Raw genomic sequence first — 25855 nt, 5'->3', positions numbered from 1 at the left:
TTCACGCTTACGCATGCGCGGCTTCCTTCAGCCGGACCGCGGTCCAGTCCGTCCGGTAAAACCGGACCATGACCGACAGGCCGAACACCATCAAGAACGTATACAGCGCGAGCCAGGCGCCCATGCTCCCCCAATGGAACACGAAGATGAAGAGGTAGGCGAGCGGCACGAACAGAAACCAGCTGACAATGAAGGAGACCCGCAGCAGGAACGTCGTGTCGCCGATGCCGCGCAGCCCGCCCGCGTAGAAGTTCAGCAGGCCGTCGAAGATTTGCAGGTACGCGGACGCCTTGATCAAGTACGCGGCGAGCTGGTACACCTCGGCGTCGTTCGTATACAGATGCGTAATATGCTCGGCGAAAATAAATTCCCCCGTTCCGAGCAGGACGAGAAACGCGCCGCCCAAAATCGCGGTGTCCGTGCCGACGCGCCGGCCGAGCAGCGGCGTCCCTTTGCCCACGAGCTGCCCGACGAGGATCGTCGCGGTCGAGCCGAACGCGAAGGCCGGCATGAAGCCGAAAGACATGATGCTGAGCGCCACTTCGTTGGCCGCCAGCGCTTGGTCGCCGAGGCGCGCGACGAACGCCGTGAAGATGTACATCGAGAGGCTGAGCGAAAATTCCTGCATGCCGAGCTTGCCGCTCTCCTGCGCGATCAGCTTCATCTCGACCCATTTGAACGTAAGGGTCAAGTAACGCCGCGTCTGGAATTTCTTGTTCAGCACGACGAAGAAGATGAAGGCGCAAATGAGCGTTTGAGCGCTTTCGCCGATTAGTATGGCGTACCCCGCGCCCTTTAACCCCAGCTCAGGCAGGCCGAGCTTGCCGTACGTCAGCAGGTACGTCAGAAGCAGGATCGGCACGTTCGCCATCAGCGAGACGACCATGGACAACTTCGTCGCCCCGATGCCGCGCAGAAAGCCGTGAAACGCGAAATTGATGATGCCGAAGGACATGGCGTAGAACCGCAGCTCCAGGTAGTAGGTCCCCGTGTGCACGAGCTCCGACGAGCCGCCGGTCCAGCGCAGCACGTCATCGGCGCCTACCAGGCCGACGAACGCGATGAGCAGCGCGAACGCCAGACACATGTACATCGCGATGTAGGTGCGCTGGATGCCCCGTTTCATGTCGCCCGCGCCGTGATTTTGCGCGACGAGGTAATTGACGGTGTGTCCGATGCCGGAGAAAAGGGCGAAGGCGTTGTACATAATGATGTTGGAGACGCCGACGATCGCGATGATGAGCGAGCCGAGCTGCCCGACGATGATCAGATTGATCGTCCCGACGACGGTAGCGCTTGCAAAGGAAACCAAGGACGGAATGGCCAGCAGTAAAATTTCTTTCCAATTTCGCAGCATGGACGCGTAAGCCTCGTTTCGGTAGGTTAGCCCTAATTGTCGCCCACCTAAAGAGGGTGTGTCAATAGGGGCACGGTGCCCGGCAACACGAAAAAACACTCCCCCGGAAGGAGGAGTGTTTGGCTGTCAGCCTATGTTATTGCAGAAATTGCTGCACAAATGTGTTTACTAGTTTACCATCAGCACGCCCTTTGACTTTCGGCATAAGAGCGCTCATGACTTTCCCCATCTCGGCTTTCGAAGAAGCACCGGTTTCCTGGATGGTCTGCTGAACAATCAACTTGATCTCTTCTTCGGTCAGCTGCTGAGGCAGGTATTCACTAATAATTTCAATTTCTGCTGCGACACCTTTCGCAAGATCATCGCGGCCGGCTTTCTCAAATTCTTGGAGGGAATCTTTACGTTGTTTGATCTCACGACTTAAGATATCAAGCACTTCGGCGTCTTCAAGCGGACGTTTCAGCTCGATCTCTTGATTCTTGATGGATGCGCGGAGCATCCGAATCGTCGTGAGCTTGAATTTGTCCTGGCTCTTCATCGCCTGCTTCATATCGTCGTTCAATCGTTCGCTAAGGTTCATCGTGGAAGGATCCTCCTAAAACTTTCTCTTGCGCGCAGCCTCGGACTTCAACTTACGCTTGACACTAGGCTTCTCATAATGCTTGCGTTTCTTCACCTCGGCCAATACGCCATCCTTTGCGATGGTACGTTTGAAGCGGCGGAGTGCAGCATCGATCGTCTCGTTTTTGCGAACTTTTGTTTCAGACACCAGTTTTCCCTCCCTCCGAATCAGACCGTCCAAGAAAGTTAACACGGTTCATCAAATTTAATTATAGTTGATAACGAAAGGCAGTGTCAACTTGAACGGACATGCTATTTTTTTCACCTAATTAAGGCCCTTCAGCTTCGTCCCGCCGAGCAGGTGAAGATGCAGGTGATACACGACTTGTCCGCCGTCGCCGTTCACGTTGTTGACGAGACGGTAGCCGGATTCCGCGATGCCGAGTTCCCCCGCGATCTGCCGGGCGGCCGCGAACAGCTCCGCCATCAGCGCGTCGTCCTCGGACGTCACGTCGTTCATCGTCGGGATATGTTTCTTCGGGATGATGAGAATATGTACGGGCGCTGCGGGCTGGATGTCGCGGAACGCCACGACGCGGTCGTTCTCGAACACTTTGTTGGACGGAATGCCGCCCTCGATGATGCCGCAAAAAACGCAATCCATGCTTCAAGCTCCTTTCCCGCCGAAATCGGTGCTACCTAATCTCCATCATAACGAAAAAAAGTAAGCAAGTCCAATGCCGGAAACCAGCGTCCGGTCGATGAACGCTGGTTCGTCAGGACGGCGCGGCAGCGAAGGCCGCCAAGGCTTAATAAAACGGCAGCAGCGACAGGCCGACGAGCGCCGTGAGCGGGAATACCTGCCGGTAGAAACGGCGGCGCGGGAAGAACGGATACGGATACAGCGGCGGGAAAAACGGCCCCGGGACGAACGCGCGGTCCATGCCGCCGCAGTGCGGCACCGCCAGGCAGACGACCTCGTCGTCGATATGCTCGATGAAGCCGTCGCAGCACCAGCCGTCGTGCGTATGCGCGAGCACGTAACGGTGCATATGCTCGTGGCACCAATGCTTCATTTCATGCTTATGGACGTGATGCGTGCTCGGCTTCGGCGTCTCGATCGGCGCCGTCGATGTCTTCCCCGGCGGAGTCGGGATCGTACCCGTCGATTTCTTGCCGGTCGCGCCTTTGGAAGCTTTGCCGACCGGGGCAATCGTCGCGCCCTTCGACGACGGCTTGACGACCGGGGACGTTGTCACTTTCTTCTCCATCTCTCAACATGACCTCCTTCAATCTCTTACCATGATATTCGCCCGTGGGCAAATGGCGCCTATGACTGGGCAAAATAGGCGTTTACCCGGGAGGGATCGATGCCGATTCGATGGGAATATCAGCCGAAAACGAGATAGATCGGCCCTCTTGCCGCGCGTATAATGGAAAACGCGAGAGCGCGCGGCGACGCGGCGCTCCAAGGAGATCGGCCGTGCCGAAGGGGCTTCGGCGCCGGCTTGGCCGGCAAGGCCGACGATTCGTCGGAAGGAGACAAGCTGCATGAAAGTGGCGATTATCGGGGGCGGGCTTGCCGGATTGACGGCAGCCGCGTATTTGTCGGTCCGGCCGGACGTCGAAGGCGTGCTGTTCGAACGGAGTCCGCAGCTGGGCGGCCGCGCGTTTACCTACGAGAAGGCCGGCTTCACGCTCAATTACGGCGCGCATGCCGTCTACGGCTTGGACCGCCACACCCTCTCCGTGATGGAGCGGGAGCTGCATCTGCGTTTCGGGAGCAAGCAGGTCGACAAGCGGAAGGTCATGTACGAGAAAGGCGAACGGTTGACGCCGGCTCCGCTCGATTTCGTGAATCTGGTCAAGACGGATATTTTAAGCGCGAGGCAGAAGGTCCGTTTCGTCGGAGAGATTACGGCGATCATCGCGAACATTCATCAGCTCAAGCATTACGCAACGCTCGGGGATTACCTGCGGGAGTCCGGCGCGGACGAGGACGTCAAGGAGTTATGGGAGCATCTCGTATGCAGCAACTTCTTCATCGCGCCCGAGGACGCGCGCCGCGTGCCGGGACCCGTCATCGCCGACTATTACCACAACTTGTTCCTGTCCCAGCGTCCCGTCAACTACGTGCTCGGCAGCTGGGCCGTCATCACCGATCAGCTGCGCGACAAGATCGGCTTGTCCGCGCGCTGGGCGATCGCCCTGCAGGAAGGCGTCGACGGCATCCGCTACGAGCAAGGCAAATACGTCCTGACGACGAAATCGCGCGAGGAGGCGTTCGACCGGGTCGTCTTCGCGATGCCGGTCCAGCAGGTCGTCAAGCTGCTGCGCGGCACGCCGTGGGAGCCGTTCCTGGAGCCGTACGAACGCAATTCCGCCACGGAAGTCATGGTCTACGACGTCGGGCTGCATGCGGTCGTCGCCCGGCCGTTCAGCTACATCAGCGATATGAACCATAAGCTGTTCATCTCGGACGTGTCCGCGACGGACCACACCCTCGTGCCGGAGGGCGGGCAGCTGCTGCAGGGCATCGCCTACCTCAGCGATGAGCGCGGCGGCGGCGAAGCCGACCGGAAAGCGTATCTCGAGGAACGGACGGCGCAGATGGAAGCGCTGTTCGACCGCCACTACCCGGGCTGGCGGGATGCCGTCGCGGTCAAGCGCGTATCGAAGAAGTCCATGGTGCAGAGCGTCAAAAACGTCGCGGGCAACAAGCTGCTGCCGATCCGGATCGAAAGCATGCCGTTTTATTTTTGCGGGGACGGCTGCGAGGGCAAGGGCGAGCTGGCCGAGCGCGCGTTCTCGAGCGGCCGTCTGGCGGCTTGGCGCATCGCGGGCGAATTGGAAAAGCTGCACGCGAAGGTGTGACGGACGTCGCGGACGCGGGACGGAATGGATGGAACGACGGAATGGATGGAACGACGGAACGACGGAACGACGGAACGATGGAATGAAGGAACGACGGAATGAAAGAAATGGACGAAACGACGGAACGGACGGATTGGACGAAATGGGGTTGGGCGCAGTTCGGGGCGCAGTTCGGGGCGCAGTTCGGGGCGGAGTTGCGGCGTTATCTGGCGCAAGGCAGCATACCGGCAAAATTGAAACGCAAAAGACCGGCCGCGTTCCTCGGCAAGAGGAAGCGCGGCCGGTCTTTTTGATGCGAACGTCGATCAATCCTTGAACGCGAGGTCCGCGGGCTTGTTCATTTCCGTCAGCAGATTGCCCGCGGTCGACGGCCAGCTGGCGTCGACCAGGATGGCGAGCGATTGCTCCTTATTGACCGTATCGTGCTGAAAAGCCGACAGCTCCTGCTCGCAAGCCTTGAACACTTGCAGCAATTCGTTCAAGTAGGCTTGCTCCCCTGCCGTGAGCGGCCCGTCATGATTGCCGACCGCTTGCAGCGACGCCAGCGTTTGGTCCAGGAACTCGTCCGCGCCGCGCTTCGCCGCGAACTTCCGGCCGTTCGCGTCTTCCGCCGCCCGGATGAAGTCCGCCGCGGCCGCCGCTTGCCGGTAGGCGGCCAACAGCTTGCTCTTCGCCAGCATGCGATCCGCGATGTCTCCCTTCGCGAGCAGGCCGCCGGTATCGGCGGCGGCCTCGGCGAAGAACGCCTTCGCGCCGTTGCCGGAGCGAATGACCGCCGCGCCGCGGTCCTCCTTGGACGTCTGGTCGTTCTGAATGAGCTTGGAATATAAGAACACGTTGCCGATTAAGCTGACGGTCAACAAAATCAGCACGATCGGCGTGAAAATCGGCCTCTTGGCCTGCTGTTCTTCCACGAGACTGCCCCCTACGCACGCAAGTTCCGCCGGTCTGCGCGTTGATTCGCTCCCCCGGCATTCTCTCCCCTACGTTAGCGGTTTCCCTCCTAGAAATCAACCGGACGCGCCCAACGTTAACAGTTCCGTCACATCGTCTCCAGCTCGACCGCGCTCCCGCGGCCGAACGGCTCGGACGGGGTGACGATCAGCCGGCGCGGAAGCCTTGCCCGCAGCTCCGGCACGTGGCTGATGACCCCGACCGCGAGCGTCTCGTGGTGCAGCTTCTCGAGCGCGGTGATGACCGTGTCCAGCAGCTCGGGATCCAAGGTGCCGAAGCCTTCGTCCAGGAAGAAGAATTGGAGCGGGTACTTGCCCCGCAGCTGGATTTGGCCCGAAAGCGCGAGGGCGAGCGCCAGCGACGCGAGGAACGTCTCCCCGCCGGAGAGCGTCGACACCGGGCGGCGAAGGCCGCCCGCGGCATCGTCGCGGATGACGAAGCCCCCGCCGGAATCGACCTCGAGCGCGTAACGGCGCTTGGTCAGGAAGCCCAGCCGTTCCGAAGCGGCCCGGCACACCTGCACCAGCTGCTCCTCGGCGACGTATTCCACGAACGCGTTGCCGCGGAAGACGGTCTGCAGCGACTTCAGCCGGTTCGTCAGCCGCTCCATGGCCGAGCGCTTCGCCTCCAGCGCGAGCCACCGTTCCTGCTTGCTCCGCAGCGATTCCAGATCGCGTTCCGCCTTCGCGGCCGCCTGCAGGCACAGCTCGCCCGATGCGCGCCGCGCGGAAAGTTCGGCGGCGGAAGCCTCCCATTCCTCTTCCGTCAGCGTGCGGCCGCCGAGCTGTTCGCGCAGCAGGGACGCCTGCGCCGCCAGCTGCCGCTCTTCTTCCCGGTGCTTCGCCACGAGATCCGCGATCGCGCCCTGCCGATCCAGCATCGGCCGCAAGGCGTTCACTTCGTCCGCGCTTTCGAAAGGCGACCGTTCCAGGGCGGCCGTCCACTCGGCGCCGGCTTCGCGGCGGCGTTCCTCCGCGGCGCGTTCCGCTTCCGCCGCGCCGGTCCGCTGCTCGGCCGCCTGCTGCAGCTCCCGCTGGGCGTCTTCGTGACGCCGCGAGCGCTCGGCGGTCCGGGTTCGCAGCTCGGCAAGCTCTCGCTCCGCCTTGCGAATCAATTGGTCGGCCGGCTGTCCTTCGGTGACGGCGGACAGCCGCTGCCGCTTCTCGTCCAGCTGCTCGCGCCGTTCATGGAGCGACGCTTCCAGCCTGGCGGCTTCCAGTTCGGCCTCGTTCGCGAGCCGCTCGCTCTCTTCCTTCGTCCGCGCCGTCTCCTCGATGTACGTGACGCTGCGGTCCAATCGGCCGCGCAGCTCGTCCGCTGCGGCTTCCCGCCCGTCGAGCGCCAGCAGCGCCGCCTCCGCCGTATCCGGGCGAAGCTCCGGCCCGAGCTGGGCCGCCCATTCCGCGAGCTCCCGCTCCAGCGCTTGCCGGCATTGCGCGTCATGCGCCCGCGCGCGGTCGGCCAGCGCTTCCTGCGTCGCGCAAGCCGCCGCGCTCTGCTCGAGCCGGCGCTCCGTCTCCGCGCAGCGGGCGCGCGCGGCGGCGGCGCGGGGCCGGGGCGAGGGGCCGGGCGGCCGCGCCACGCGCCCCGGGGCGCCCGGCCCGCCCGCCCATTTTCCCGGCGAGGCCGCCCGCCCCCCCGGCGCGCCCGTCCCCGCACGGGACGCGGCCCCCCCCCCCCCCCGACATGCCGTCGTTCGGCGGCGGCCGGGGCGGCCAGCGTCCGCAAGGGGGCGACGGCGCCCAGGTCCAAGGCGGTCAAGGCGGCGGCCAGCGCGGCAATTGGCAGGGCGGCGGCAAGGCGAACGGCGACGGCGCGCAAGGCCAGACGGCGGGCGGTCAAGCCGGGAACGGCCAAGGCGCGGCGGCCGGCGGCCAAGGCCAGGGCCAAGGCCAGGGCCAAGGCCGCGCGGGCGGCGGACGGTTCGGCGGAGGCGGCTTCATGAACGCGATGAAATTCGAGGACGCGCAGACCACCGTACCCGTGAACGCCGATACCCGGATCGTGAAGTTCGGCCGCGGGCAGAACGGGATGACGACCGACGCCTTGAAGGCGACCGATCTGCAGGCGGGCGACGTGCTGATGGTCTGGCTCGGCGCCGACAACAAGACGGCGGGGTACATCCGGCTTCAATTCAATCCGGCCGACATGGGCAACGCGGGAAAGGCAGGTAACGGACAATGAGAAAATGGTGGCTGCTTGGCATCGGCGCGCTGATCGTCGCCGCGGGCGTCTTCTATTATATGAAGCGCGACACGAAGGCGGCGGCTCCGGCGCCGACCGTCCAGACGACGCGCGTCACGAAGGGAACGATCGAAGTGAGCGTCAGCGGCACGGGAAGCCTGGCGCCGATCGACAAAGCGACGGTCAAAGCGACCGAGCAGGGCACCGTCGGGAAGGTCAACGTGGCGGAAGGCTCGGTCGTGAAGAAGGGCGACGTTCTCCTGACGGTCGAAGGCGAGGACAATAGCGACAAGATCAAGTCGGAGCAGTTGAACCTCGAGAGCCAGCTGCTTGACTTGTCGGACACGCAGAACAAGCTGAAGACGGCAACGGACGACGCGAGCATCGACAGCATTAAGCTGAATTTGAAGAAAATGCAGCTGCAAATCGACCAGACGCGCGAAAACATCGCGGATCTGCAGGACGCGGAGACGGGCAGCACGATTACGGCGCCGATCGACGGCACGGTAACGGCGCTGAACGTGACGGCGGGCGACTCGCTCAATCCGTCCGCCGAGCTGATCGACATTTCCAATTACGCGAAGCTGCAGATGGTCGTCGGCATCGACGAGCTGGACATCGCGAAGGTGAAGAAGGACCAGTCCGCGACGATTTCCGTCGAAGCGCTGTCCGACAAGACATACACGGGCAAAGTCGTCAAGATCGCCGACGAAGGCACGTCGAGCAACGGCGTCGCGTCGTTCGACGTGACGGTCGCGCTGGATAAGGCGGACGGCTTGAAGAGCGGCATGTCGGCCGAAGCGAGCATCGAGGTCGAGAAGAAGGAAAACGCGCTGATGCTGCCGATCGACGCGGTGCAGTCGCTGGGCGGCCGGTACATGGTATTCGTGCCGTCCGAAACGGCAGGTACGGGCGCGGCAGGCGGCCAAGGCGCGGCAGGAAGCCAAGGCGCGGCAAGCGGCCAAGGCGCGGCGAGCGGTCAAGGCGCGGCAGGCGGCCAAGGCGCGGCAGGCGGCCAAGGCGCGGCAGGCGGCCAAGGCGCGGCAGGCGGTCAAGGCGCGGCGAGCGGTCAAGGCGCGGCAGGCGGCCAAGGTGCCGCAGGCGGTCAGGGCGGCGGCTACGGCGGCCGGGGCGGTTACGCCGGCGCGCAAGGCGGCGGCCGAGGTCAAGGCGGCTATGGCGGTTTCGGCGCCGGCGGCGGCTACGGCCGCACGGGCACGGGCAGTAACCGCAGCGGCGCCAGCGGCGCGGGCAGCCGCTTCGGCACCGGCACGCCGAAGGTCATCACCGTCGGCATTCATAACGAGGATTACATCGAAGTGCTCACCGGTCTCGCGGAAGGCGACCGCGTCATTTTGCCGACGGTCGTGACGTCCTCCTCCTCGAACCAGCAGCAGGCTGGCGGGTTCGGCGGGGGCGGCCTCGGCGGCTTCGGAGGCGCGGCCATCGGAGGCGGCGGCTTCGGAGGCGGAGGCGGCTTCGCGGGCGGCGGAGGCGGCCGTACCACGACGCGGACGACGGGCGGCGGAGGCGGCGCCGGCGCGGGCGGAGGGACGCGCTGATGGAAGCGGCACGCGAACCGCTCATCCGGATCGAGACGCTGTCGAAGCTGTACAAGATGGGCGGCGAGACCGTCCACGCGCTGAACGAGATTTCGATGCGCGTCGAGCACGGCGATTTCCTGGCCATCATCGGTCCTTCCGGGTCCGGGAAGTCGACGCTGATGAACGTCATCGGCTGCCTCGACGCGCCGAGCTCGGGCAAGTATTGGCTGGACGGCGAAGAAGTCAGCCGGCTGCGCGAAGGCCGGCTGGCGGAGATCCGCAACCGGAAGATCGGCTTTATTTTCCAGGGCTTCAATCTGCTCAGCAAGTTGTCGGCGCTCGAGAACGTCGAGCTGCCGCTCATCTACCGCGGCGTGCCGGCCAAGCTGCGCCGGGAGCAGGCGATCGAGGCGCTCGGCAAGGTCGGCCTCGAGGGCCGCGTCAAGCATAGGCCGAGCGAGCTCTCCGGCGGCCAGCAGCAGCGCGTCGCCATCGCGCGGGCACTGGCCGGCAATCCGCCGATCCTGCTGGCGGACGAACCGACGGGCGCGCTCGACACGCGCACCGGCGCCGAGGTCATGGGCCTCATGCAGGAATTGAACCGGCAGGGGCATACCATCGTTCTGATCACGCACGACATCGCCATTTCCAAGCAGGCCAGACGTGTCGTTCGCATCCAGGACGGCCAAATCAGCGAAGAAGGCGGTGACAGTCGTGAATATCGGGCAAGCCTTCAAAATGGCGGGTAAAAGCATTCTGGCGAACAAAATGCGTTCCCTGCTCACCATGCTCGGCATCATCATCGGCGTGGCCGCGGTCATCGCGCTCGTCGGCGTCGGCCAGGGCACGACGAAGCAGGTCACCGACCAGGTGCAGAGCCTCGGCACGAACCTGCTGACCGTCAGCATCACGGGGCGCGGCTCCAAGACGACGCTCGATTACAAGGAAGCGGAGGACATCACGAACACGTCCGACATCGAGTTCGCCGCGCCGTACAACCAGCAGAACGCGACCGTGAAGAACGGCGGCAGCAGCACGAGCGTCAGCGTCGTCGGGACGACGGCCGACTACATGGACGTGAAGGATTACAGCCTGGCCCAGGGCCGGTTCGTCGCGCAGATCGACCTCGATTATTACCAGAAAATCGCGGTGCTCGGCTCCACGACGGCGACCGACCTGTTCGGCACGACGAACGTCGTCGGCCAGTCGTTCCTGATCAACGGCGTGCGTTACAAGGTCGTCGGCGTGCTGGCGACGAAGGGCAGCTCGCTCACCGGCTCCAACGACGAGATCGTCATCATCCCGATCACGACCTCCGAGCGGCTGTTCAAGTCCAAAGGGGTCAAGTCGATCAACGTGCAGGTGGCGGACCCGAAGAAGATGGACGCCGTCATGGCGGAGCTCGAAACCGCGCTTGGCAAGAAGTTCCGCGGCGACACGAACAGCTACCGCGTGTTCAACCAGCAGGACCTGCTCGACTCGTTCAGCAGCATCTCGGATACGCTCTCGCTCGCGCTCGGCGGCGTGGCGGCGATCTCGCTGCTCGTCGGCGGCATCGGCATCATGAACATCATGCTCGTGTCCGTCACGGAACGGACCCGGGAGATCGGCATCCGCAAGGCGATCGGCGCGAAGAAGCGGGACATCATGATCCAGTTCCTGATCGAATCGATCGCGCTGAGCGGCCTCGGCGGCCTGCTCGGCATCGGCATCGGGCTCGGGACGGCGCAATTGCTGCAGAAGTTCGCGAGCATGACCGTCGTCGTGTCCATTCCGATCATGGGCCTCGCGTTCGGCTTCTCGGTATTCATCGGCGTCGTGTTCGGCCTCTTCCCGGCGAACAAGGCGTCCAGCCTGCGGCCGATCGAGGCGCTTAGATTCGAATAGCGCACAACGCCGCTCGCGCCCATGAGGCGCGGGCGCGGCACGCGCGCACCAAGCGGCCGGACGGGGATATTCCCCCGTCCGGCCGCTTTTTTTCGCGTCCGCGAAGGGCGCCATTTTTAGCTATCCGGCCGCGCTAATTTTATATTTACGGGCTGACGGGCCTCCTATAGAGTAGGGGGAAGAAGGCTCAATCTCACGTAAAGAGGTGCTTCATGAAGTCGAAATTCACGTATACCCCGCCGGCCAACGGCTATCCCGAGTGGAACAATAACCCGGATATTTTCGAGCTGAACCGGATGAAGGCGCATGCGACGCTGATCCCGTTCGCCTCCGTCGAGGAGGCGCTGCGGGGCGACCGCTCCGCTTCGCGCAGCCGCTTGTCCCTGAACGGCACGTGGAAATTCGCGTTCGCCGAGAATCCGGCGTCGCGCATCGCCGATTTCCATGCCGACGCTTACGACCATTCGGACTGGGCCGACATCCAAGTGCCCGGCCATTGGCAGCTGCAGGGCTACGATTATCCGCAATACACGAACATCCGCTATCCGTGGGAAGCGTCGGAAGATCTCGTGCAGCCGTTCGCGCCGACCAAGTACAATCCCGTCGGTTCGTACGCGCGCACGTTCGAGGTGCCGGCCGAATGGGACGGACAGCCGGTGTTCATCAGCTTCCAGGGCGTCGAGTCCGCCTTCTACGTCTGGGTGAACGGCGACCTCGTCGGCTACAGCGAGGACACGTTCACGCCGGCCGAGTTCGACCTGACGCCGTACCTGCGTCCGGGCGCGAACAAGCTGGCCGTCGAAGTGTACCGCTGGTGCGACGCGAGCTGGCTGGAGGACCAGGATTTCTGGCGCATGAGCGGCATCTTCCGGGACGTCTATCTGTATACGGCGCCGAAAGCGCACATCTACGATTTCTTCGCGGTCACGGAGCTGGACGGGGACTACCGCGACGCGGAGCTGAAGCTGCGCGCGACGCTGCTGAATTATTTCGCGCAGGATCTCGGCACGGTGACCTTCGAGGCGCAGCTGTACGACCGGGACCGCCAAGCCGTGCTGCCGCAGCCGGTGACGGTATACGCCGCGATGGGCAAGGACAGCGAGGAGCTGGAGATCGAAGCGTCGGCGAACGTCGCGAATCCGCTGAAATGGAGCGCCGAGCACCCGAACCTGTACACGCTCGTCCTCTCCCTGAAGGACGCGGAAGGCCGCCTGCTCGAGACGGTCGGCAGCCGGATCGGCTTCCGCAAGTTCGAGATCAAGGATAAGCTGATGCTGATCAACGGCAAGCGCATCGTGTTCAAGGGCGTCAACCGCCACGAATTCTCCAGCCGGACCGGCCGGGCGCTCGGCTACGAGGACATGCTGACGGACGTCAAGCTGATGAAGACGCACAACGTCAACGCGGTGCGGACGTCGCATTACCCGAACAGCCCGCTCTGGTACGAGCTGTGCGACGAGTACGGCTTGTACGTCATCGACGAGACGAATCTGGAGACGCACGGCAGCTGGGAATACAACTCGCCGGTGCTGAAGCCGAGCTTCGTGCCCGGCAGCGACCCGGCCTGGACGGCCAACGTGCTCGACCGCGCCAATTCCATGATGCAGCGCGACAAGAACCATCCGTCCATCCTCATCTGGTCGCTCGGCAACGAATCGTTCGGCGGCGATAATTTCGTCCGCATGCACGACTTCCTGCGCGAGGCGGATCCGTCGCGGATCGTCCATTACGAAGGCGTCACGCAGTGGCGGCCGTCCGACGCGGCGACCGACGTGGAGAGCCAGATGTACACCCCGCCTTCCAAAGTAGCGGAGTACGGCGCCCATCCAAATTCGCCGAAGCCGTTCATTCTATGCGAGTACAGCCACGCCATGGGCAATTCGTGCGGCGGTCTTCATCTGTACACCGAGCTGTTCGACAAGTTTCCGCTCGTGCAAGGCGGCTTCATCTGGGACTGGATCGATCAGGCGATCTGGACGACGAACGCGGAGGGCGCCGCGTACCTCGCCTACGGCGGCGATTTCGGCGAGCAGCCGCATGACGGCAACTTCTGCGGCAACGGCTTGATCTTCGCGGACCGCACGGCGTCGCCGAAGCTGCTGGAAACGAAGCGCTGCTACCAGAACGCGGACGTGACCGCCGTCGATCTGAGCCGCGGCGTCGTCTCGCTGCGGAATAAGTTCCTCTTCACCGACTTGAGCGCGTTCGCGCTGCGCTGGTCCGTCGCGTTCGACGGCATCGAAGCGGCGAGCGGCAGCCTGGACGCCGCGGCGGCGCCGGGCGAATCGGCCGAGCTCGCGATCCCGCTCCCGGGGCGGACGGGCGAAGAAGGCGAAGCCGTCCTGACCGTGAGTCTGCACACCAAGTCGGACTCGCCGTGGGCCGATGCCGGCCATGAGGTCGCCTTCGGGCAGTTCGTGCTGCCGGAAGCGCAGGGCGTCGCCGCAACCGTCGGACGCGCGGACATCGGTTCGGGCACGGTGGAAGCCGCCGAGGAAGGCGGCCGGCTCGTCGTGCGCGGCCAAGGCTTCTCCGCCGCCGTCGATCTCGGCCACGGCGGTCTCGTCTCGTACATCGCGAACGGCACGGAGCTGATCCGCGGCGCGCTCGCGCCGAACTTCTGGCGCGCGTACACGGACAACGACCGCGGCAGCAAGCAGCACGAGGTCAGCGCGACCTGGCGTTCCGCCGGCGAAGAGCGCTCGCTTCGCGCGCTCGCCTGGGACGCGCGGCCGGACCGCGTCATCGTGCGCGCGGCGTTCACGCTGCCGACGACGGCGGAATCCCGCTGCGACGTGACGTACGAGATCCGCGGCGACGGCGCGATCGAGGTCGGCCTGCGGCTCGAGCCGGGCGAAGGGTTGCCGGAAATTCCGGAAATCGGCCTGATGCTCACGATGGACGGCTCGTTCGACCGGCTGGCCTGGTACGGCAAAGGGCCGCACGAATCGTATTGGGACCGCCAGCACGGCGCCAAGCTCGGACGTTACGAAGGCACCGTCGCGGAGCAGTTCGTGCCGTACCTGCGCCCGCAGGAGTGCGGCAACAAGGTCGGCGTCCGCAGCGCCGAGCTCGCGAACGGGGAGGGGGCGGCGCTGCGGATCGCGGGCGAGCCGCAGTTCGAGCTGAACGCGCTGCCGTACGCGCCGCAGGAGTTGGAGACGCACGACCATGTCTACAAACTGCCGGCCAGCGACAAGACGGTCGTCCGCATCAACCACAAGCAAAGCGGCGTCGGCGGCGACGACAGCTGGGGCGCGAAGACGCATCCGGAGTACGTGCTGCACGCGAACCGCACCTACGCGTTCCGCTTCACGCTGAAGGGCAGCGCCGAATAAGCGAACGAAAAAAGCGCCTCCGGCGCGGGCCGCATACTTGCGTATGCCGCCCGCGGGGGCGCTTTTTCTTTTGGCATTATCGAAGGGGAGGACCCGAGCTCAAGCGAGAAGGACGGTGAACCGGCATCCCGCGCTTGGCCGGGGCGGCGGCGCGAATGGGGCAGGCTCGTCCGGCGCGCGCGCGGCTACTCGTCGACGATGACGCCTTGGCCGGCTTCCAGTCCTTTGACGACCTCGACCTGATCGCTCGTCTTCAGCCCGGTCTCGATATCGACTTCTTTGACCCGGTTGTTCTCGATCGTCTCGACGTAATCGCGGCCGAACATCGATTTCAACGCGTCGCGCGGGATGATGAGGACGTTGTCCCGCTTCTCGATGAACAGCTTGAAATCGGCGTAGGTGCCGATCTGAATCGGCGTGCCGGGATTCTTCAAGGCAATGACGAGCGACTTGGAATTGCGGCGGTTCACCTCGTCGTCGTCGCTCTTCGGCGCGGTCGCCGGCGTCTGCACGACGGTGCCTTCGTACGCCTTCTTGTCGAGCGTGAGCGAAACCGCCGTTCCTTTCTGAACCGGCCGGAGCTTCGTGGCGTCGGTCGCGTCGTAGACGAAGTTGACCTTGCCGGGATCGGAGATGACCGCCATCGCGATGTTGGCCTCCACCGCTTCGCCCGGCTTCATATCGTTCAGGTACGTGATCAGCCCGTCCGCGGGCGCGAACAGCAGGGCTTTGCGGTATTGCTCCTTCAGCGCGTTCAGCTGCAGCTGTTCCGCGTCCAAGTCGATTTTCGCCAGCGAGACGGCATCCTTGCCCGCATTTTGCTTGACGGCGTCCTGATAGCGGATGGTGCGCTGCTCGACGGTGAGCTCCTGGAGCTTCAGCCGCATCGGCAGGTCGCCGGTATCCAGCTCCGCGATCGGCGCGCCGGCTTTGACCGTATCGCCTTCGGCGACGTACAGCTTCTTCAGAATCCCGCCGGATTCCGGGAACGAGACGGTCCGGTTCTCCTCCGATACGGCCGTAGCCGTCGAAGACAGGTACAGCTCCAGGTTGCCGCGGGTGACGGGCTCCGTGACGTGTTCCTCCGCCTTGCTCGTCAGCGCGGGGGGATCGAGCGGTTCTTCTTCGCTCGGCAGCAGCGAACAGCCGGCGAGCAGCGACAGCCCCGCGCAGAAGGCGGCGGCCCGCGCCAAATAAGGGCGGCGTTTGGTAGTCGTCGGGTAAGCCATAGGCTGGAAAGGTTCTCCCCTCGTCGTAAAATAAACGTCATACTTTATTTGACAAATTTGCTTATTCAAGCATAAACCCGGACCCGTGGAGTGTCAATGTGCGCGCTTCCATTTTGTTCGGCGGCGGGGAGCCGGGACGGCGGTTCGAGGCCGCGTTTCTACTAAAAGAGCGCCTGACGCGCATGCGGGGACGAACGGCCGATTGCGGGGGGCGTTAAGGCGCCAAAATCTTCCTAACGGCCAATTGTCACCCCTTTGGCGCTGTGCTATGGTAGCAAATGAACGTTTCGATATCGGATCAGATAAAGGTGGTAGGCACTATGACGACAGCTTCCGCGCGGACGGCCGCGCTGCGGACGGGCACGGTCTATGCCGTGCTCTTCGCGATCAGCGCCGTGCACTTGTTGAACGATACGATGCAGGCGGTCGTAAGCGCGCTGTTCCCGGTGTTCCAGGATTCGCTTCGCCTCACGTACGGGCAGATGGGGTGGATCGCGTTTACGCTCAACATGACGTCCTCCGTCATGCAGCCGGTCGTGGGCTACTTCTCGGACAAACGGCCGATGCCGTGGATGCTTCCGGTCGGCATGGGGCTGAGCCTCGCCGGCATGGCGGGCCTCGCGTTCGCCCCCGGCTTCTTCTACGTGCTGCTCGCGGTCGTCTTCATCGGCCTCGGCTCCGCGGTGTTCCACCCGGAGGGCTCGCGGGTCGTGTACTTCGCCGCGGGCGGCCGGCGCGGGCTCGCGCAGTCGATCTATCAGGTCGGGGGCAACGCCGGCAGCTCGCTCGCGCCGCTCATGACGATCTTCATCTTCCTGCCGCTCGGCCAGCCCGGCGCGATATGGGGGACGCTGCTGGCCGCCGCCGCGATCGCGATTCTCCTCCGCGTCGTGCCGTGGTACAAGACGCAGCTGGAGCGGCACGGCAAGCCCGTCAAGAAGGCGAAGGCGGCCGGAACCGCGGTCGCTGCCCCGGCCAAAGGGCGCTCCGTCATCGCGTTCGCCATGACGATTCTCGTGCTGCTCGTCTTCGCGCGCTCGTGGTACGTCAGCGGCATCTCGAGCTTCTACAATTTCTTCGCCGAGGAGACATACGGCCTGTCCGTCCGGGCGGCGCAGGTGCCGATCTTCCTGTTCATGGCCGCGGGCGTGCTCGGCACGTTCTTCGGCGGCGTGCTGGCCGACCGGTTCGGCCGCAAGCGGATGATCGTCTTCTCGATCGGCGGCGCCGCGCCTTTCGCGCTGCTGCTGCCGCATGTCGCGCTCGGCTGGGTCTATCCGATCAGCCTCGCGCTCGGCTTCATCCTCATGTCCGGCTTCTCGGTCAGCGTCGTGTACGCGCAGGAGCTCATTCCGAACAACGTCGGCATGGCGTCGGGGCTCATCACGGGGCTGGCGTTCGGGATGGGGGCGCTCGGCGCGATCGTGCTCGGCAACCTGGCGGAAGCTTGGGGGCTGCCCAAGGTCATGACCTATTCCAGCGTCCTGCCGCTGATCGGGCTGTTGGCGATGCTGCTGCCGCCCGACCGGCGCGAAGCGGCATAGAGGCGGAATAGAGGCGGCTTAGAGGTAGTATAGAGGTAGCATAGAGGTAGCATAGAGGTAGCATGAAGGTAGAATAGACGTAGCATAGAGGTAGCATAGAGGTAGCATGAAGGTAGAATAGACGTAGCATGGAGGTAACATAGAGGTAGATTAGAGGTAGAATAGAGGCGGAATCGCACGGTGGCGAGGCATGCAGGCAGGATTAGCCCAAAACGGGATCAAACAAGGACGGTTCCCACAGTGAGCCCACAAGCGAAAGGGTGAATAGCGCATGAGCCAAGCTTTGATCGCCGCCGCCGGGCGCGGAGACGCCGCGGAAGTCCGGCGGCTGCTCGCGGAGGGCGCGGAGGTGAACGCGCGGGACGCTCGGGGACGGACGGCGCTTCTCGCCGCCACGCATGCCGGCGATGCCGAGGCCGCGCGGCTCTTGATCGACGCCGGCGCCGATCTTGACCTGCAGGACGCGATCTTGGATAACCCCTTTCTGTACGCGGGGGCGCAGGGGCGGCTCGAGATCTTGAAGCTGCTGATCGCGGCGGGGGCCGACGCGAAGCGGACGAACCGGTACGGGGGCGTCGCGCTGATTCCGGCCTCCGAGAAGGGGCACGCGGAAACCGTCCGGACGCTGCTCGAGACGACGGACGTCGACGTCAACCACGTCAACAACCTCGGCTGGACGGCGCTGCTGGAGGTGGCCATCCTGAGCGACGGCGGACCGCGGCATCAAGAGATCGCGCGCCTGCTGCTTCAGCACGGCGCGGACCCGCGTCTGGCCGACCGGGACGGCGTAACGGCGCTAAGGCATGCCGAACGGAACGGCCTGACGGAGATTGCGCGCATCCTGCGGGGGGCGGAGCCTGGAGCGCGCTAAGGAATAGGGGATTGCGGCAGCAGGACGGCGGAAATACCCGTTCACGGCTGCCGCTTTTTTATGCCTTGCCGCACGCGATCCGAAAATAATTGTTCGGCCTAGAAGGAATTACCACTCAAAAAGGCGAATGTATATTCGCATTCAGGCGTTGATTTTGAGGAGGGGAATCGAATGGCCAAACAAATCGGCAGCTCGCTCAGCGTGCTCGCCGTATCGGATCTCGCCCGTTCGCGGGCGTATTACCGGGACGTGCTTGGCTTCGACGTGACGGATTGGTGGGCGGAGCGCGACGGCTTGAACGGCATGGCGCTCAAGCTGCATCAGGCGCCGGAGGGGTTCAAGCCGGTGCCGAATCCGCCGGAGCCCGGCGCGGACACGGGCATCGACGTACAGGGCTACACGGATACCTGGGCGGGACTTGACGCGTTGTACGAGGAGTTCAAAAGCAAAGGCGCGTCGTTCGCCCGCGAGCCCGTCGTCTATCCGGACTTCGGACCGTGGAAGGAATTCGTCGTCGAGGATCCGGACGGCTACCATCTCGCGTTCGGCGGCGTCGACGGCGGACGGGCGCATTGCAGCATCCGGCCGCAGATCGATTCGGCGATCCTATGGGTGCGCGACCTCGATCGGGCGGTCGACCGTTACGCCAAGCTGATGGGCCTGCCCGTCCGCGAAGAGGACCGTTTCGGCAAGCTGCATCTGTTCCGGCTGGACAACGGCACGCATCTGATGCTCGATTCGCACGGCATGGAGGGCGCGCCCATCCCGGAGCGCGGACCTTCGCTGAAGCTGGCGGCGACCGATATCGAGCGGGCCAAGCGGGAGGCGCTCGGCCACGGTTTCGAGCTCGCGTTCGACGTGCGGCGCCTGCCGACGGTCGCGTATTTCAATCTTCGCGATGAAGACGGCAACGTCGTGACGGTGACGCAGGAGCTCGTCACATCTTAATTCGGGAGGCGGAGAGACGATGAGGGTAGTAATCGTGGAGAGGCCGGCGATGCGCGCGGCGGTCATCCGCTCGGAGCTCGGCGGCGAAGGCACGCGCCGCGCCTGGCGGGGCGTCCAAGCGCTGCTGAACGGCCACCCCGCCGTGGCGAACGCGGAATACGGGCTGGTGTTCATCCCGGAATGGCAATGGGCGGACGGCGTGCGCGAGCTGTGGACCGGCGTCGAGATCACGGATGCCGGGGCGCTTCCGGACGGCGTGGAGACGATCGCGATTCCGCCGCGCAAATACGCCAAGCTCACGATCCGGGGGAATAGCGGAGCGATGGAGGACGGCTATGCGTTTCTGGCGAAATGGTTCGAACGGACGGGCATCGCGCGGGACGCGGACGAGGGCTCGTTCGGGTTCGAGGCGAACCGCTTGAAGCCGGTCGATCCGTTCGCGATTCCCCGTTCGGAGATCGCTTGGTTCGATTACGACATCTACGCGCCGATCAAGGACGGCGACGCGCTCGACCCGGACCCGCATCCGCGCGTCGAAAGCATCGCTCTCGCCGCGGAACCGGCGCGCCGGATCGTCGGCGTCGAGCGGTTCGTGGCGCAGGGAGACGGCGAGAACGCCGCGGAAGCCATTCCGGCGATCCGGGAGCAGTTCCTTCGCTTGAGCGAAGGATGGGCCGGCACGGGCGGCCGCGAAGCGGAGTTCGGCTTGTTCACGTACGCGCCGCCCTTCGGTCCGGACCAAAGCTTCCTGTACCTGGCCGGCGTCGAGATTCCCGCGGACGACGAGGGTCCGATTCCGGCGGGCATGACCGCGCGGACGATTCCGGCCGGCGAATTCGCCGCCGTGACGTACCGCGGGCCGCTGGCCGAAATCGGGCAGGCGCGGGGGTTCTATCATGGGAGCTGGCGCGGGCAGTCCGGCTTCGAAGCCATCGACGACTACGAATACGAGCGTTATGGCGACCTCTATCTGGGGGCGGACGACGCGGAATCCGTCGTTGAGCTTCGGTTTCCCGTCGTACGCGGGGCGCGGCCGGAGCGGCCGATGCCGCCGGCGTGCAGCCGCGAGTAGACGCAAGCGTTTCTCCGAGGCGGCCGGGAGGGGGGGCGGCCCCTTCCTTCGCCGCTTCCGGGCGGACGCCGCTTGAACGGAACGCGCCTTATGGCGTACACTGGTAGAAGGCTGCGGGTTCGCGGCCGAATCCGATAACGGGAGCGTGCAAGACGATGGCGAAGAGCGGGGCGCGCAAGCGCCTGGAGAAGCATGTGCGGCAAGGCGGTCTGGACCCGAGAACGCTGCGCGGAAGCTGGAACGGCGTGAAGCCGGCGACGAGGGTGAAACCGGACAAACGGAGAATCGCGTACCCCAAGAATGACGATGATCGAGGATTCAAGCCGGACGCGGCTTGAGGGCTGGATCATCGTCATTCTTGTTTCCGGAGCGAGCCCCGCGGCCGCCGGAGCGGGGGAACGTCGCCTGCCGTCGAACGGTTGCCAGTTGGCGGCGCATGGGCTATGATCGAGACAACGATTACATTTTGCGGGGAGATGGGTGAAATGGACGTATCGGAAGCGCTGTACGGAGCTTCGCTGCCGGAACTGAAGCAAGGCTACATGTTCCATGACGAATCGGACGGCTACTGCTGCCTCGTCTGCGGGGAACGGTACGAGGATGGCGTCGTCTACCCGGTCGGGGACCGAATGATGGAGGCGCGCAAGGCGATCGCCGCGCACGTCGCGGCGGCGCACGGCACGATGCTGCAGTTCCTGCTCGGACTGGACAAGAAGTCGACGGGCTTGACGGAGCTGCAAAAGCTCTTGATCGGCGCGTTCGCCTCCGGCAAGCCGGACGCGGAGATCGTCGAGCTGACGGGCGCCGGCAGCGCTTCGACGATCCGTAACCACCGGTTCTCGCTGAAGGAGCGGGCCAAGCAGGCGAAGCTCTTCCTCGCGATCATGGAGATGCTCGACGAGAGCGCCGAGCCGAGCGCGAAGGCCGTTCCCGCGCGGCGGACCGCGCCGCTGCCGGACGAGCGCTTCGCGCTGCCGCCGGAGGAATACAAGGCGCTGCTGGACAAGTATTTGCCGCAGGGCTTGGACGGAACGCTTACCGGGCTGCCGCGCAAGGCGAAGCGCCGGACCGCGCTGCTGCGCCATATCGCGACCAGCTTCCGGAAGGGCCGCCGTTACCGGGAAGCGGAAGTGGACGAGCTGCTCGCGCGGCTGATGCCGGAGGAGTTCGCCACGCTGCGCCTGCTCCTCGTCGATTACGGCTTCCTGGTGCGCGAAGGCGAAGGGGACGCCTACCGGCTGGGCATCTAAGCAAGGAAGAAGAAGGGACGTCGGAAGGAAAGCCATGAACAGACGCAAAGAGTTGCAAAACGAGTTCGGCGTCAAGGGACGCGCGATGGGCGTGTTCCAGATCGTCAACGGGCGCGACGGCAAACGCTACGTCGCGTCCTCGCCGACGCTGGATTCCGCCTGGCGGCGGGAGAAATTCATGCTCGATGCGGGCAGCCACCCCAATTCCGCGCTGCAGCAGGCGTACAAGGCGCAGGCGGGCGCCGATTTCCGCTTCGGGATCGTGGAGCGCCTGGCGCTTGACGACGGCGCGGGGCAGGGCGGCGAGGAAGCGGAGGCGGGGAAGCCCGCGCTCGGCCGGGGCGCCGTCCGGGCGTACCGGGACGCGCTGAAGCGGTTGGAGCGCAAGTGGCTCGACGAGCTGCGGCCTTACGAGCCGGAAGGCTATAATCGCGCGCCGGCGGAGCGCTGAGCCCGCGGCGCGCGGAGGTTCCGCCGCCAAGCCGCTGCCCGGCGCGATCGCGCGCGGGACATCAAGCCTTGAGAGTCGGCCGCCGACTCTCAAGGCTTTTTCCGTTGCCGGCGGGTGCGGTTCTTTAGGGCACGCTCCGGTGGGCTGCCCGCCCGGCCGGCTGTCAAGCCCGTTTCGCGGCGGCGAACGGGTCTCCCTGAAACGCAAACCGTCCCTTATAATAAATTCACGAAACGACGGAACCATTTTCCAGCTGCTTCGTCTACTTTCCGAGGTGAATCGCTTGCAGTTCGATTATTTGAAGCATGTCACGGACGGCTTGGACCGTCACGCGGTGCTGGACGAGCTGATGGCCGCGTACGGCAAGGACGTCTGGCATTTCGCTTACTTCATCACGCATTCCCGGGAGATGGCGGACGATATCGCCCAGGACGTCTTCGTGAAGGTGTTCCAGCAGCTTTACGAATTCCGCGGGCAATCGTCGATCAAAACCTGGCTGCTGGCCATTACCCGCAACACGGCGCGCGACGTGCTGCGGTCGGCCTGGGTGCGGCGGGTCGTGCTGTTCGATACGATCCGTTCGCATGCGCAGACTTCGCCTTCGGCGGAGCGGGAGAGCATGGACAAGCTGATGGCCGAGGAGATTTGGGCGGTCGTCTTGAAGCTGCCGCGCAAGCTGCGGGAAGTGCTCCTCCTGAGCAGCCGCTACGGGCTCTCCATGAGCGAGATGGCGGACATGCTTCGCGTGTCGGCCGGGACGGTGAAGTCGAGGCTGCACCGCGCCCGGGCGGCGGTCAACCGCAAGCTGGCCCAAGAAGCGCATTGGACCGGGGAGGAAGAATGGACATGAAGCAGCCGGGTTACGAATGGGAGCGGCGCCTCGCCGGCAAGCCCCCCGTGAAGAATGGGTTCACCTCGGAACTTGAGAACAAAGTGAGGGAACGCATTCGCATGACGACGACGACGCGACGACGCGCGCCGCTCCGAAAGGCGGCCGCACTGCTGTGCCTGGCCGTCCTGCTCGCCGGGGGCTGGCGGTTCGGGGACGATCTGAAGCAGCTGCTGCAGCCGCGGCCGCATGCCGACGTGCCGGCGGCGCTGAGCAAGGATCCGCTGGCCGCGAAGGAATACGACCTGAAGGTGCAGCAATTCGAGATGAACAACACGTTCGAATATTCGTTCAAGAAGCCGTTTATTATCCGGCATCCGTCCGTCAAGCTGTCGATCCAGGAATCGCCCGACGCGCTGTACGGGGATCCCGGCAAATTCGAGGCGTGGTTCGACGCCGAGCAGCCCGACGTGGTGCAGGTGCCGTATAACGTCTACGCCAAGCTGGCCGCCGACGGAAGGCTGAAGCCGCTGGACGTTCTGACGAAAACGGACAAATCGGAGACGGAGACCGAGGCGCTCCACGGGCCGCTCGTCGAACTGCTGCGCCAGGCCGGCGGGAACGGCGAATTGTACGGCCTGAGCTATGATCTGACGTCCACGGCTCTCTACGTGAACGAGGATCTCTTTGCCGCCCGCGGGGTGCCGCTGCCCGAAGGTCCCGTGAACGCCGACGAACTGCTGCAGCTGGCCGCGCGGTTCCGGGGCGCCGGCGTCAGCGGGTTGGCCGCGGTGAACCGGTCGAACACCTTCGCGACCGTCGCCGCCGCCGGCCAGACCTCCGGCTTGCAGACGATCGTCGACCAGAACGGAAGGCTGCGGGCGAAGGTGGACTCCGAAGGGTGGAAGCGCGTCTGGACGACCGTCGTCGACGGCTACCGGACGGGCTGGATGAACCAGGCGAAGCCGGTTCAATACGGCAAGAACGGGACGACCATGGCGGAGATCGGCAAGCAGGATCCGTTCGCGCTCGGGCAAGTCGCGATGACGCTTAGCCAGAGCTACTACTACGGCAATCTCAAGCAATACGAGCAAAGCGGCATCATGCATTTCAATTGGCGGACCCTTCCGATCCGCCTGGACCCTTCCGCGACGAACCAGGAAGCGTATCTCGGCACGTCGACGGTGTATGCTATTAACGCGAAGTCCGCGCAGGCGGATGCGGCCTGGGAGCTGCTTCGCTTCGTGGCCGGCGGAGCATGGCAGCGGAATGTGGATCCCAATAGCTATTTGCATCAGCAAGTGTTGGCCGCACCGGCCTCCATGGACCAAGCGTTCCGCAAGGAGTGGGAGGCTTTCTACGCCGCCGCGAACGTCGATCCCGCGAAGGCGGCGTCCGGCTTGGCGGCAAGCGGCGACCCGCGGCTCATACAGGCCAATCAAGTCCTGTACAAGCTGGGCGGCGAAGCCATGGATGCGATTCTGAAGGACGGCAAGTCCGTCGACGACGCCCTTGCCGATTTTCAGAGCCGGCTGGACGCCCAACTGGCGGTCATCGGGAAAGGGGACCAAGCGCCATGACCTCCATGACCGCCATGACCGCCATGAGGAAGCCCGCGCACAAGCCATGGGCCGCGTGTCTCCGTCTGCTGCTGCCGCTGCTGCCGGTCTTCGGGCTGCTGCTCGCCGCCTGCGCGAACGGCTCGGACGGGGCAGGATCGGCTCCGAAGGAAGTCGTCATCGGGATCGCGAACAAGAGCGCGTATGCCAGCGCATACGGGGACTATTTGTCGGCGGCTTTCCCCGACTTCAAGGTGACGTTGGTGGAGATGGACCCCGACTATAAGAACCCGCTGACCGACGAGCAGTACGAGCGCAAGCTGAACGAGGAACGCCCGGATTTGCTGCTCGGCTATGACATCCGTTACAAGCGTCTTGCCGCCGATGGGCTGCTCGAGGATTTATCGCCCCGCCTGATCGACGACAACCTGAAGGAAGCCGATTTCTACCCGGGGATGATCGAGAAAATGAGGCGCGACGGAGATGGCGGCCTATACGCGGTCTCGCCGACCTTTCAAGCGTCGGCGCTCTACTACAACGCGGACTTGTTCCGCAAATACGGCGTCCCCTTGCCGCAGGACGGGATGACGATGAAAGACGTCTTCGTGCTGGCGGCTCAATTCGGCAAAGCCGGCAGCGCCAAGGACGGCGTCGCCGGGTATCATCAGCCGTTCAGCAGCATGCCGCACAACTTGCTCTTCTCGTTGTCTACCCGGGATGGGCTGCGCCCCTACGATTTCCGGACCGGCAAGGTGACGATGGATACCACGTCCTGGCGGGAGATCGTCGAGACGGTCGCGGCGCTGTACAAGAACGGGACGTTCACCATGCAGAACGTCACCGGCGATACGGTGGACGGCGAGGTCTGGTACGGGCCGGAAGACGTGAACGAGGCGGATCTGTTCAAGAAGGGGAAGTCGGCCATGACGATCGGGGGTTACAACGCCATGCGGGGCATGCCGTTCGAGCTCGGCATGGTCACGCCTCCGGTCAGCTCGTCGGGCAACCGCTCCGAAGATATGGGGGTCTATACCTACATGGCGATTCCGGCGGGCGCCGAGCACAGTGATACGGCGTGGGAGATGATTCGCTTCATGCTCGGCGATTATGTAGCCAAGGTGCGTTCCGGACTGCAGGAAGAAAGCGAGCTGCCGACCCGCAAGTCGTATATGCAGTACGACCGCAACCCGCTGCTGCCGAAGCTGTACGAGATTCTGCCGGGGCTCGGCCAGTCCTATTCGCTGGAAGGGTACGACCCGAAATTCACGACGCTGTTCTCCGAGCTGGAGGACCGCGAGATTGCCGCCGCCGTTAAAGGCGAACGAAGCGTCGACGGCGTCATCGCCGCCATTCAGAAGGAAGGTCAGGCGCTGATGGATGCGGCGAAACCGAAGAAATAATGG

25 protein-coding genes are annotated in these 25855 nt (G+C 64.3%); 17 read left to right on the top strand and 8 right to left on the bottom strand.

The window, feature by feature from the left end; genetic code table 11:
• Positions 1 to 7 precede the first annotated feature (7 nt).
• The 5 genes from I8J29_RS06400 to I8J29_RS33675 all read right to left on the bottom strand — a co-directional run bounded on the left by I8J29_RS06400 (position 8) and on the right by I8J29_RS33675 (position 3189).
• Positions 8 to 1357 carry an MATE family efflux transporter gene (locus I8J29_RS06400; RefSeq protein ID WP_208846847.1) on the bottom strand — a complete coding sequence of 450 codons (1350 nt, stop codon included), beginning with the start codon at positions 1355 to 1357 and terminating at the stop codon, positions 8 to 10.
• A 136-nt stretch (positions 1358 to 1493) separates the two neighbouring features.
• Positions 1494 to 1937: a GatB/YqeY domain-containing protein gene (locus I8J29_RS06395; RefSeq protein WP_090638490.1), complete on the bottom strand. Its 444-nt coding sequence runs from the start codon at positions 1935 to 1937 to the stop codon at positions 1494 to 1496.
• 15 nt (positions 1938 to 1952) lie between these two features.
• The gene (gene rpsU, locus I8J29_RS06390) at positions 1953 to 2126 is read right to left on the bottom strand and encodes a 30S ribosomal protein S21 (protein ID WP_090573672.1); all 174 of its coding nucleotides are present in this window, start codon (positions 2124 to 2126) and stop codon (positions 1953 to 1955) included.
• A 117-nt stretch (positions 2127 to 2243) separates the two neighbouring features.
• Positions 2244 to 2582, bottom strand: coding sequence for a histidine triad nucleotide-binding protein (locus I8J29_RS06385; protein ID WP_208846846.1), 339 nt, complete (start codon positions 2580 to 2582; stop codon positions 2244 to 2246).
• A 145-nt stretch (positions 2583 to 2727) separates the two neighbouring features.
• Positions 2728 to 3189, bottom strand: a complete 462-nt coding sequence (locus I8J29_RS33675; RefSeq protein ID WP_240545958.1) for a hypothetical protein — start codon at positions 3187 to 3189, stop codon at positions 2728 to 2730.
• Positions 3190 to 3469: 280 nt separating this feature from the next.
• Between I8J29_RS33675 and I8J29_RS06375 the strand changes: the two genes are divergently transcribed.
• Both I8J29_RS06375 and I8J29_RS06370 read left to right on the top strand, forming a co-directional pair.
• Positions 3470 to 4792: an FAD-dependent oxidoreductase gene (locus I8J29_RS06375; RefSeq protein ID WP_208846845.1), complete on the top strand. Its 1323-nt coding sequence runs from the start codon at positions 3470 to 3472 to the stop codon at positions 4790 to 4792.
• Positions 4793 to 4890: 98 nt separating this feature from the next.
• A complete protein-coding gene (locus tag I8J29_RS06370; RefSeq protein ID WP_208846844.1) occupies positions 4891 to 5085 on the top strand; it encodes a hypothetical protein in 195 nt (64 codons plus the stop codon).
• A 12-nt stretch (positions 5086 to 5097) separates the two neighbouring features.
• Here I8J29_RS06370 and I8J29_RS06365 read toward each other — a convergent pair whose 3' ends face one another.
• The gene (locus tag I8J29_RS06365; RefSeq protein WP_208846843.1) at positions 5098 to 5706 is read right to left on the bottom strand and encodes a hypothetical protein; all 609 of its coding nucleotides are present in this window, start codon (positions 5704 to 5706) and stop codon (positions 5098 to 5100) included.
• A gap of 128 nt (positions 5707 to 5834) precedes the next feature.
• Positions 5835 to 7328: an SbcC/MukB-like Walker B domain-containing protein gene (locus tag I8J29_RS34430; RefSeq protein WP_208846842.1), complete on the bottom strand. Its 1494-nt coding sequence runs from the start codon at positions 7326 to 7328 to the stop codon at positions 5835 to 5837.
• A 104-nt stretch (positions 7329 to 7432) separates the two neighbouring features.
• Between I8J29_RS34430 and I8J29_RS06355 the strand changes: the two genes are divergently transcribed.
• The 5 genes from I8J29_RS06355 (at position 7433) to lacZ (ending at position 14699) form a co-directional block, all read left to right on the top strand.
• Positions 7433 to 7930, top strand: a complete 498-nt coding sequence (locus tag I8J29_RS06355) for a hypothetical protein (RefSeq protein WP_208846841.1) — start codon at positions 7433 to 7435, stop codon at positions 7928 to 7930.
• Positions 7927 to 9492, top strand: a complete 1566-nt coding sequence (locus tag I8J29_RS06350) for an efflux RND transporter periplasmic adaptor subunit (protein ID WP_208846840.1) — start codon at positions 7927 to 7929, stop codon at positions 9490 to 9492. The genes I8J29_RS06355 and I8J29_RS06350 overlap by 4 nt, the downstream gene beginning before the upstream one ends.
• Entirely contained in the window at positions 9492 to 10223 is a 732-nt protein-coding gene (locus I8J29_RS06345; protein WP_208846839.1) for an ABC transporter ATP-binding protein, read from the top strand. The genes I8J29_RS06350 and I8J29_RS06345 overlap by 1 nt, the downstream gene beginning before the upstream one ends.
• Entirely contained in the window at positions 10189 to 11361 is a 1173-nt protein-coding gene (locus I8J29_RS06340) for an ABC transporter permease (protein WP_208846838.1), read from the top strand. Before I8J29_RS06345 ends, I8J29_RS06340 begins: the two co-directional genes overlap by 35 nt.
• 212 nt (positions 11362 to 11573) lie before the next feature.
• Positions 11574 to 14699, top strand: a complete 3126-nt coding sequence (lacZ, locus tag I8J29_RS06335) for a beta-galactosidase, LacZ type (protein ID WP_208846837.1) — start codon at positions 11574 to 11576, stop codon at positions 14697 to 14699.
• Positions 14700 to 14884: 185 nt separating this feature from the next.
• Here lacZ and I8J29_RS06330 read toward each other — a convergent pair whose 3' ends face one another.
• Complete coding sequence (locus I8J29_RS06330; RefSeq protein WP_208846836.1) at positions 14885 to 15928, bottom strand: efflux RND transporter periplasmic adaptor subunit; 1044 nt, start codon at positions 15926 to 15928, stop codon at positions 14885 to 14887.
• A gap of 320 nt (positions 15929 to 16248) precedes the next feature.
• Here I8J29_RS06330 and I8J29_RS06325 point away from each other — a divergent pair, with 320 nt between their 5' ends.
• The 10 genes from I8J29_RS06325 (at position 16249) to I8J29_RS06280 (ending at position 25852) form a co-directional block, all read left to right on the top strand.
• Positions 16249 to 17472 carry an MFS transporter gene (locus tag I8J29_RS06325; protein WP_208846835.1) on the top strand — a complete coding sequence of 408 codons (1224 nt, stop codon included), beginning with the start codon at positions 16249 to 16251 and terminating at the stop codon, positions 17470 to 17472.
• A 271-nt stretch (positions 17473 to 17743) separates the two neighbouring features.
• The gene (locus tag I8J29_RS06320) at positions 17744 to 18343 is read left to right on the top strand and encodes an ankyrin repeat domain-containing protein (protein WP_208846834.1); all 600 of its coding nucleotides are present in this window, start codon (positions 17744 to 17746) and stop codon (positions 18341 to 18343) included.
• Positions 18344 to 18514: 171 nt separating this feature from the next.
• The gene (locus tag I8J29_RS06315; RefSeq protein WP_208846833.1) at positions 18515 to 19291 is read left to right on the top strand and encodes a VOC family protein; all 777 of its coding nucleotides are present in this window, start codon (positions 18515 to 18517) and stop codon (positions 19289 to 19291) included.
• A gap of 19 nt (positions 19292 to 19310) precedes the next feature.
• Complete coding sequence (locus tag I8J29_RS06310; RefSeq protein ID WP_208846832.1) at positions 19311 to 20363, top strand: GyrI-like domain-containing protein; 1053 nt, start codon at positions 19311 to 19313, stop codon at positions 20361 to 20363.
• A 155-nt stretch (positions 20364 to 20518) separates the two neighbouring features.
• On the top strand, positions 20519 to 20701 hold the full coding sequence (locus I8J29_RS06305; protein ID WP_208846831.1) for a hypothetical protein: 183 nt from the start codon (positions 20519 to 20521) through the stop codon (positions 20699 to 20701).
• A gap of 147 nt (positions 20702 to 20848) precedes the next feature.
• Positions 20849 to 21613, top strand: coding sequence for a DUF2087 domain-containing protein (locus I8J29_RS06300; protein WP_240545957.1), 765 nt, complete (start codon positions 20849 to 20851; stop codon positions 21611 to 21613).
• A gap of 34 nt (positions 21614 to 21647) precedes the next feature.
• Positions 21648 to 22064, top strand: coding sequence for a GIY-YIG nuclease family protein (locus I8J29_RS06295; protein WP_208846830.1), 417 nt, complete (start codon positions 21648 to 21650; stop codon positions 22062 to 22064).
• A gap of 274 nt (positions 22065 to 22338) precedes the next feature.
• On the top strand, positions 22339 to 22914 hold the full coding sequence (locus I8J29_RS06290) for an RNA polymerase sigma factor (RefSeq protein WP_338113077.1): 576 nt from the start codon (positions 22339 to 22341) through the stop codon (positions 22912 to 22914).
• Positions 22911 to 24473 carry an ABC transporter substrate-binding protein gene (locus I8J29_RS06285; protein WP_208846828.1) on the top strand — a complete coding sequence of 521 codons (1563 nt, stop codon included), beginning with the start codon at positions 22911 to 22913 and terminating at the stop codon, positions 24471 to 24473. Before I8J29_RS06290 ends, I8J29_RS06285 begins: the two co-directional genes overlap by 4 nt.
• Positions 24470 to 25852, top strand: coding sequence for an ABC transporter substrate-binding protein (locus tag I8J29_RS06280; protein WP_208846827.1), 1383 nt, complete (start codon positions 24470 to 24472; stop codon positions 25850 to 25852). The genes I8J29_RS06285 and I8J29_RS06280 overlap by 4 nt, the downstream gene beginning before the upstream one ends.
• Positions 25853 to 25855 lie beyond the last annotated feature (3 nt).

The sequence above is a fragment of the Paenibacillus artemisiicola genome (assembly GCF_017652985.1).
Classification (GTDB): Bacteria; Bacillota; Bacilli; order Paenibacillales; family Paenibacillaceae; genus Paenibacillus_Z; species Paenibacillus_Z artemisiicola.
The sequence above is the reverse complement of the archived record's forward strand: the minus strand, read 5'-3'. Positions and strand labels throughout refer to the sequence as shown.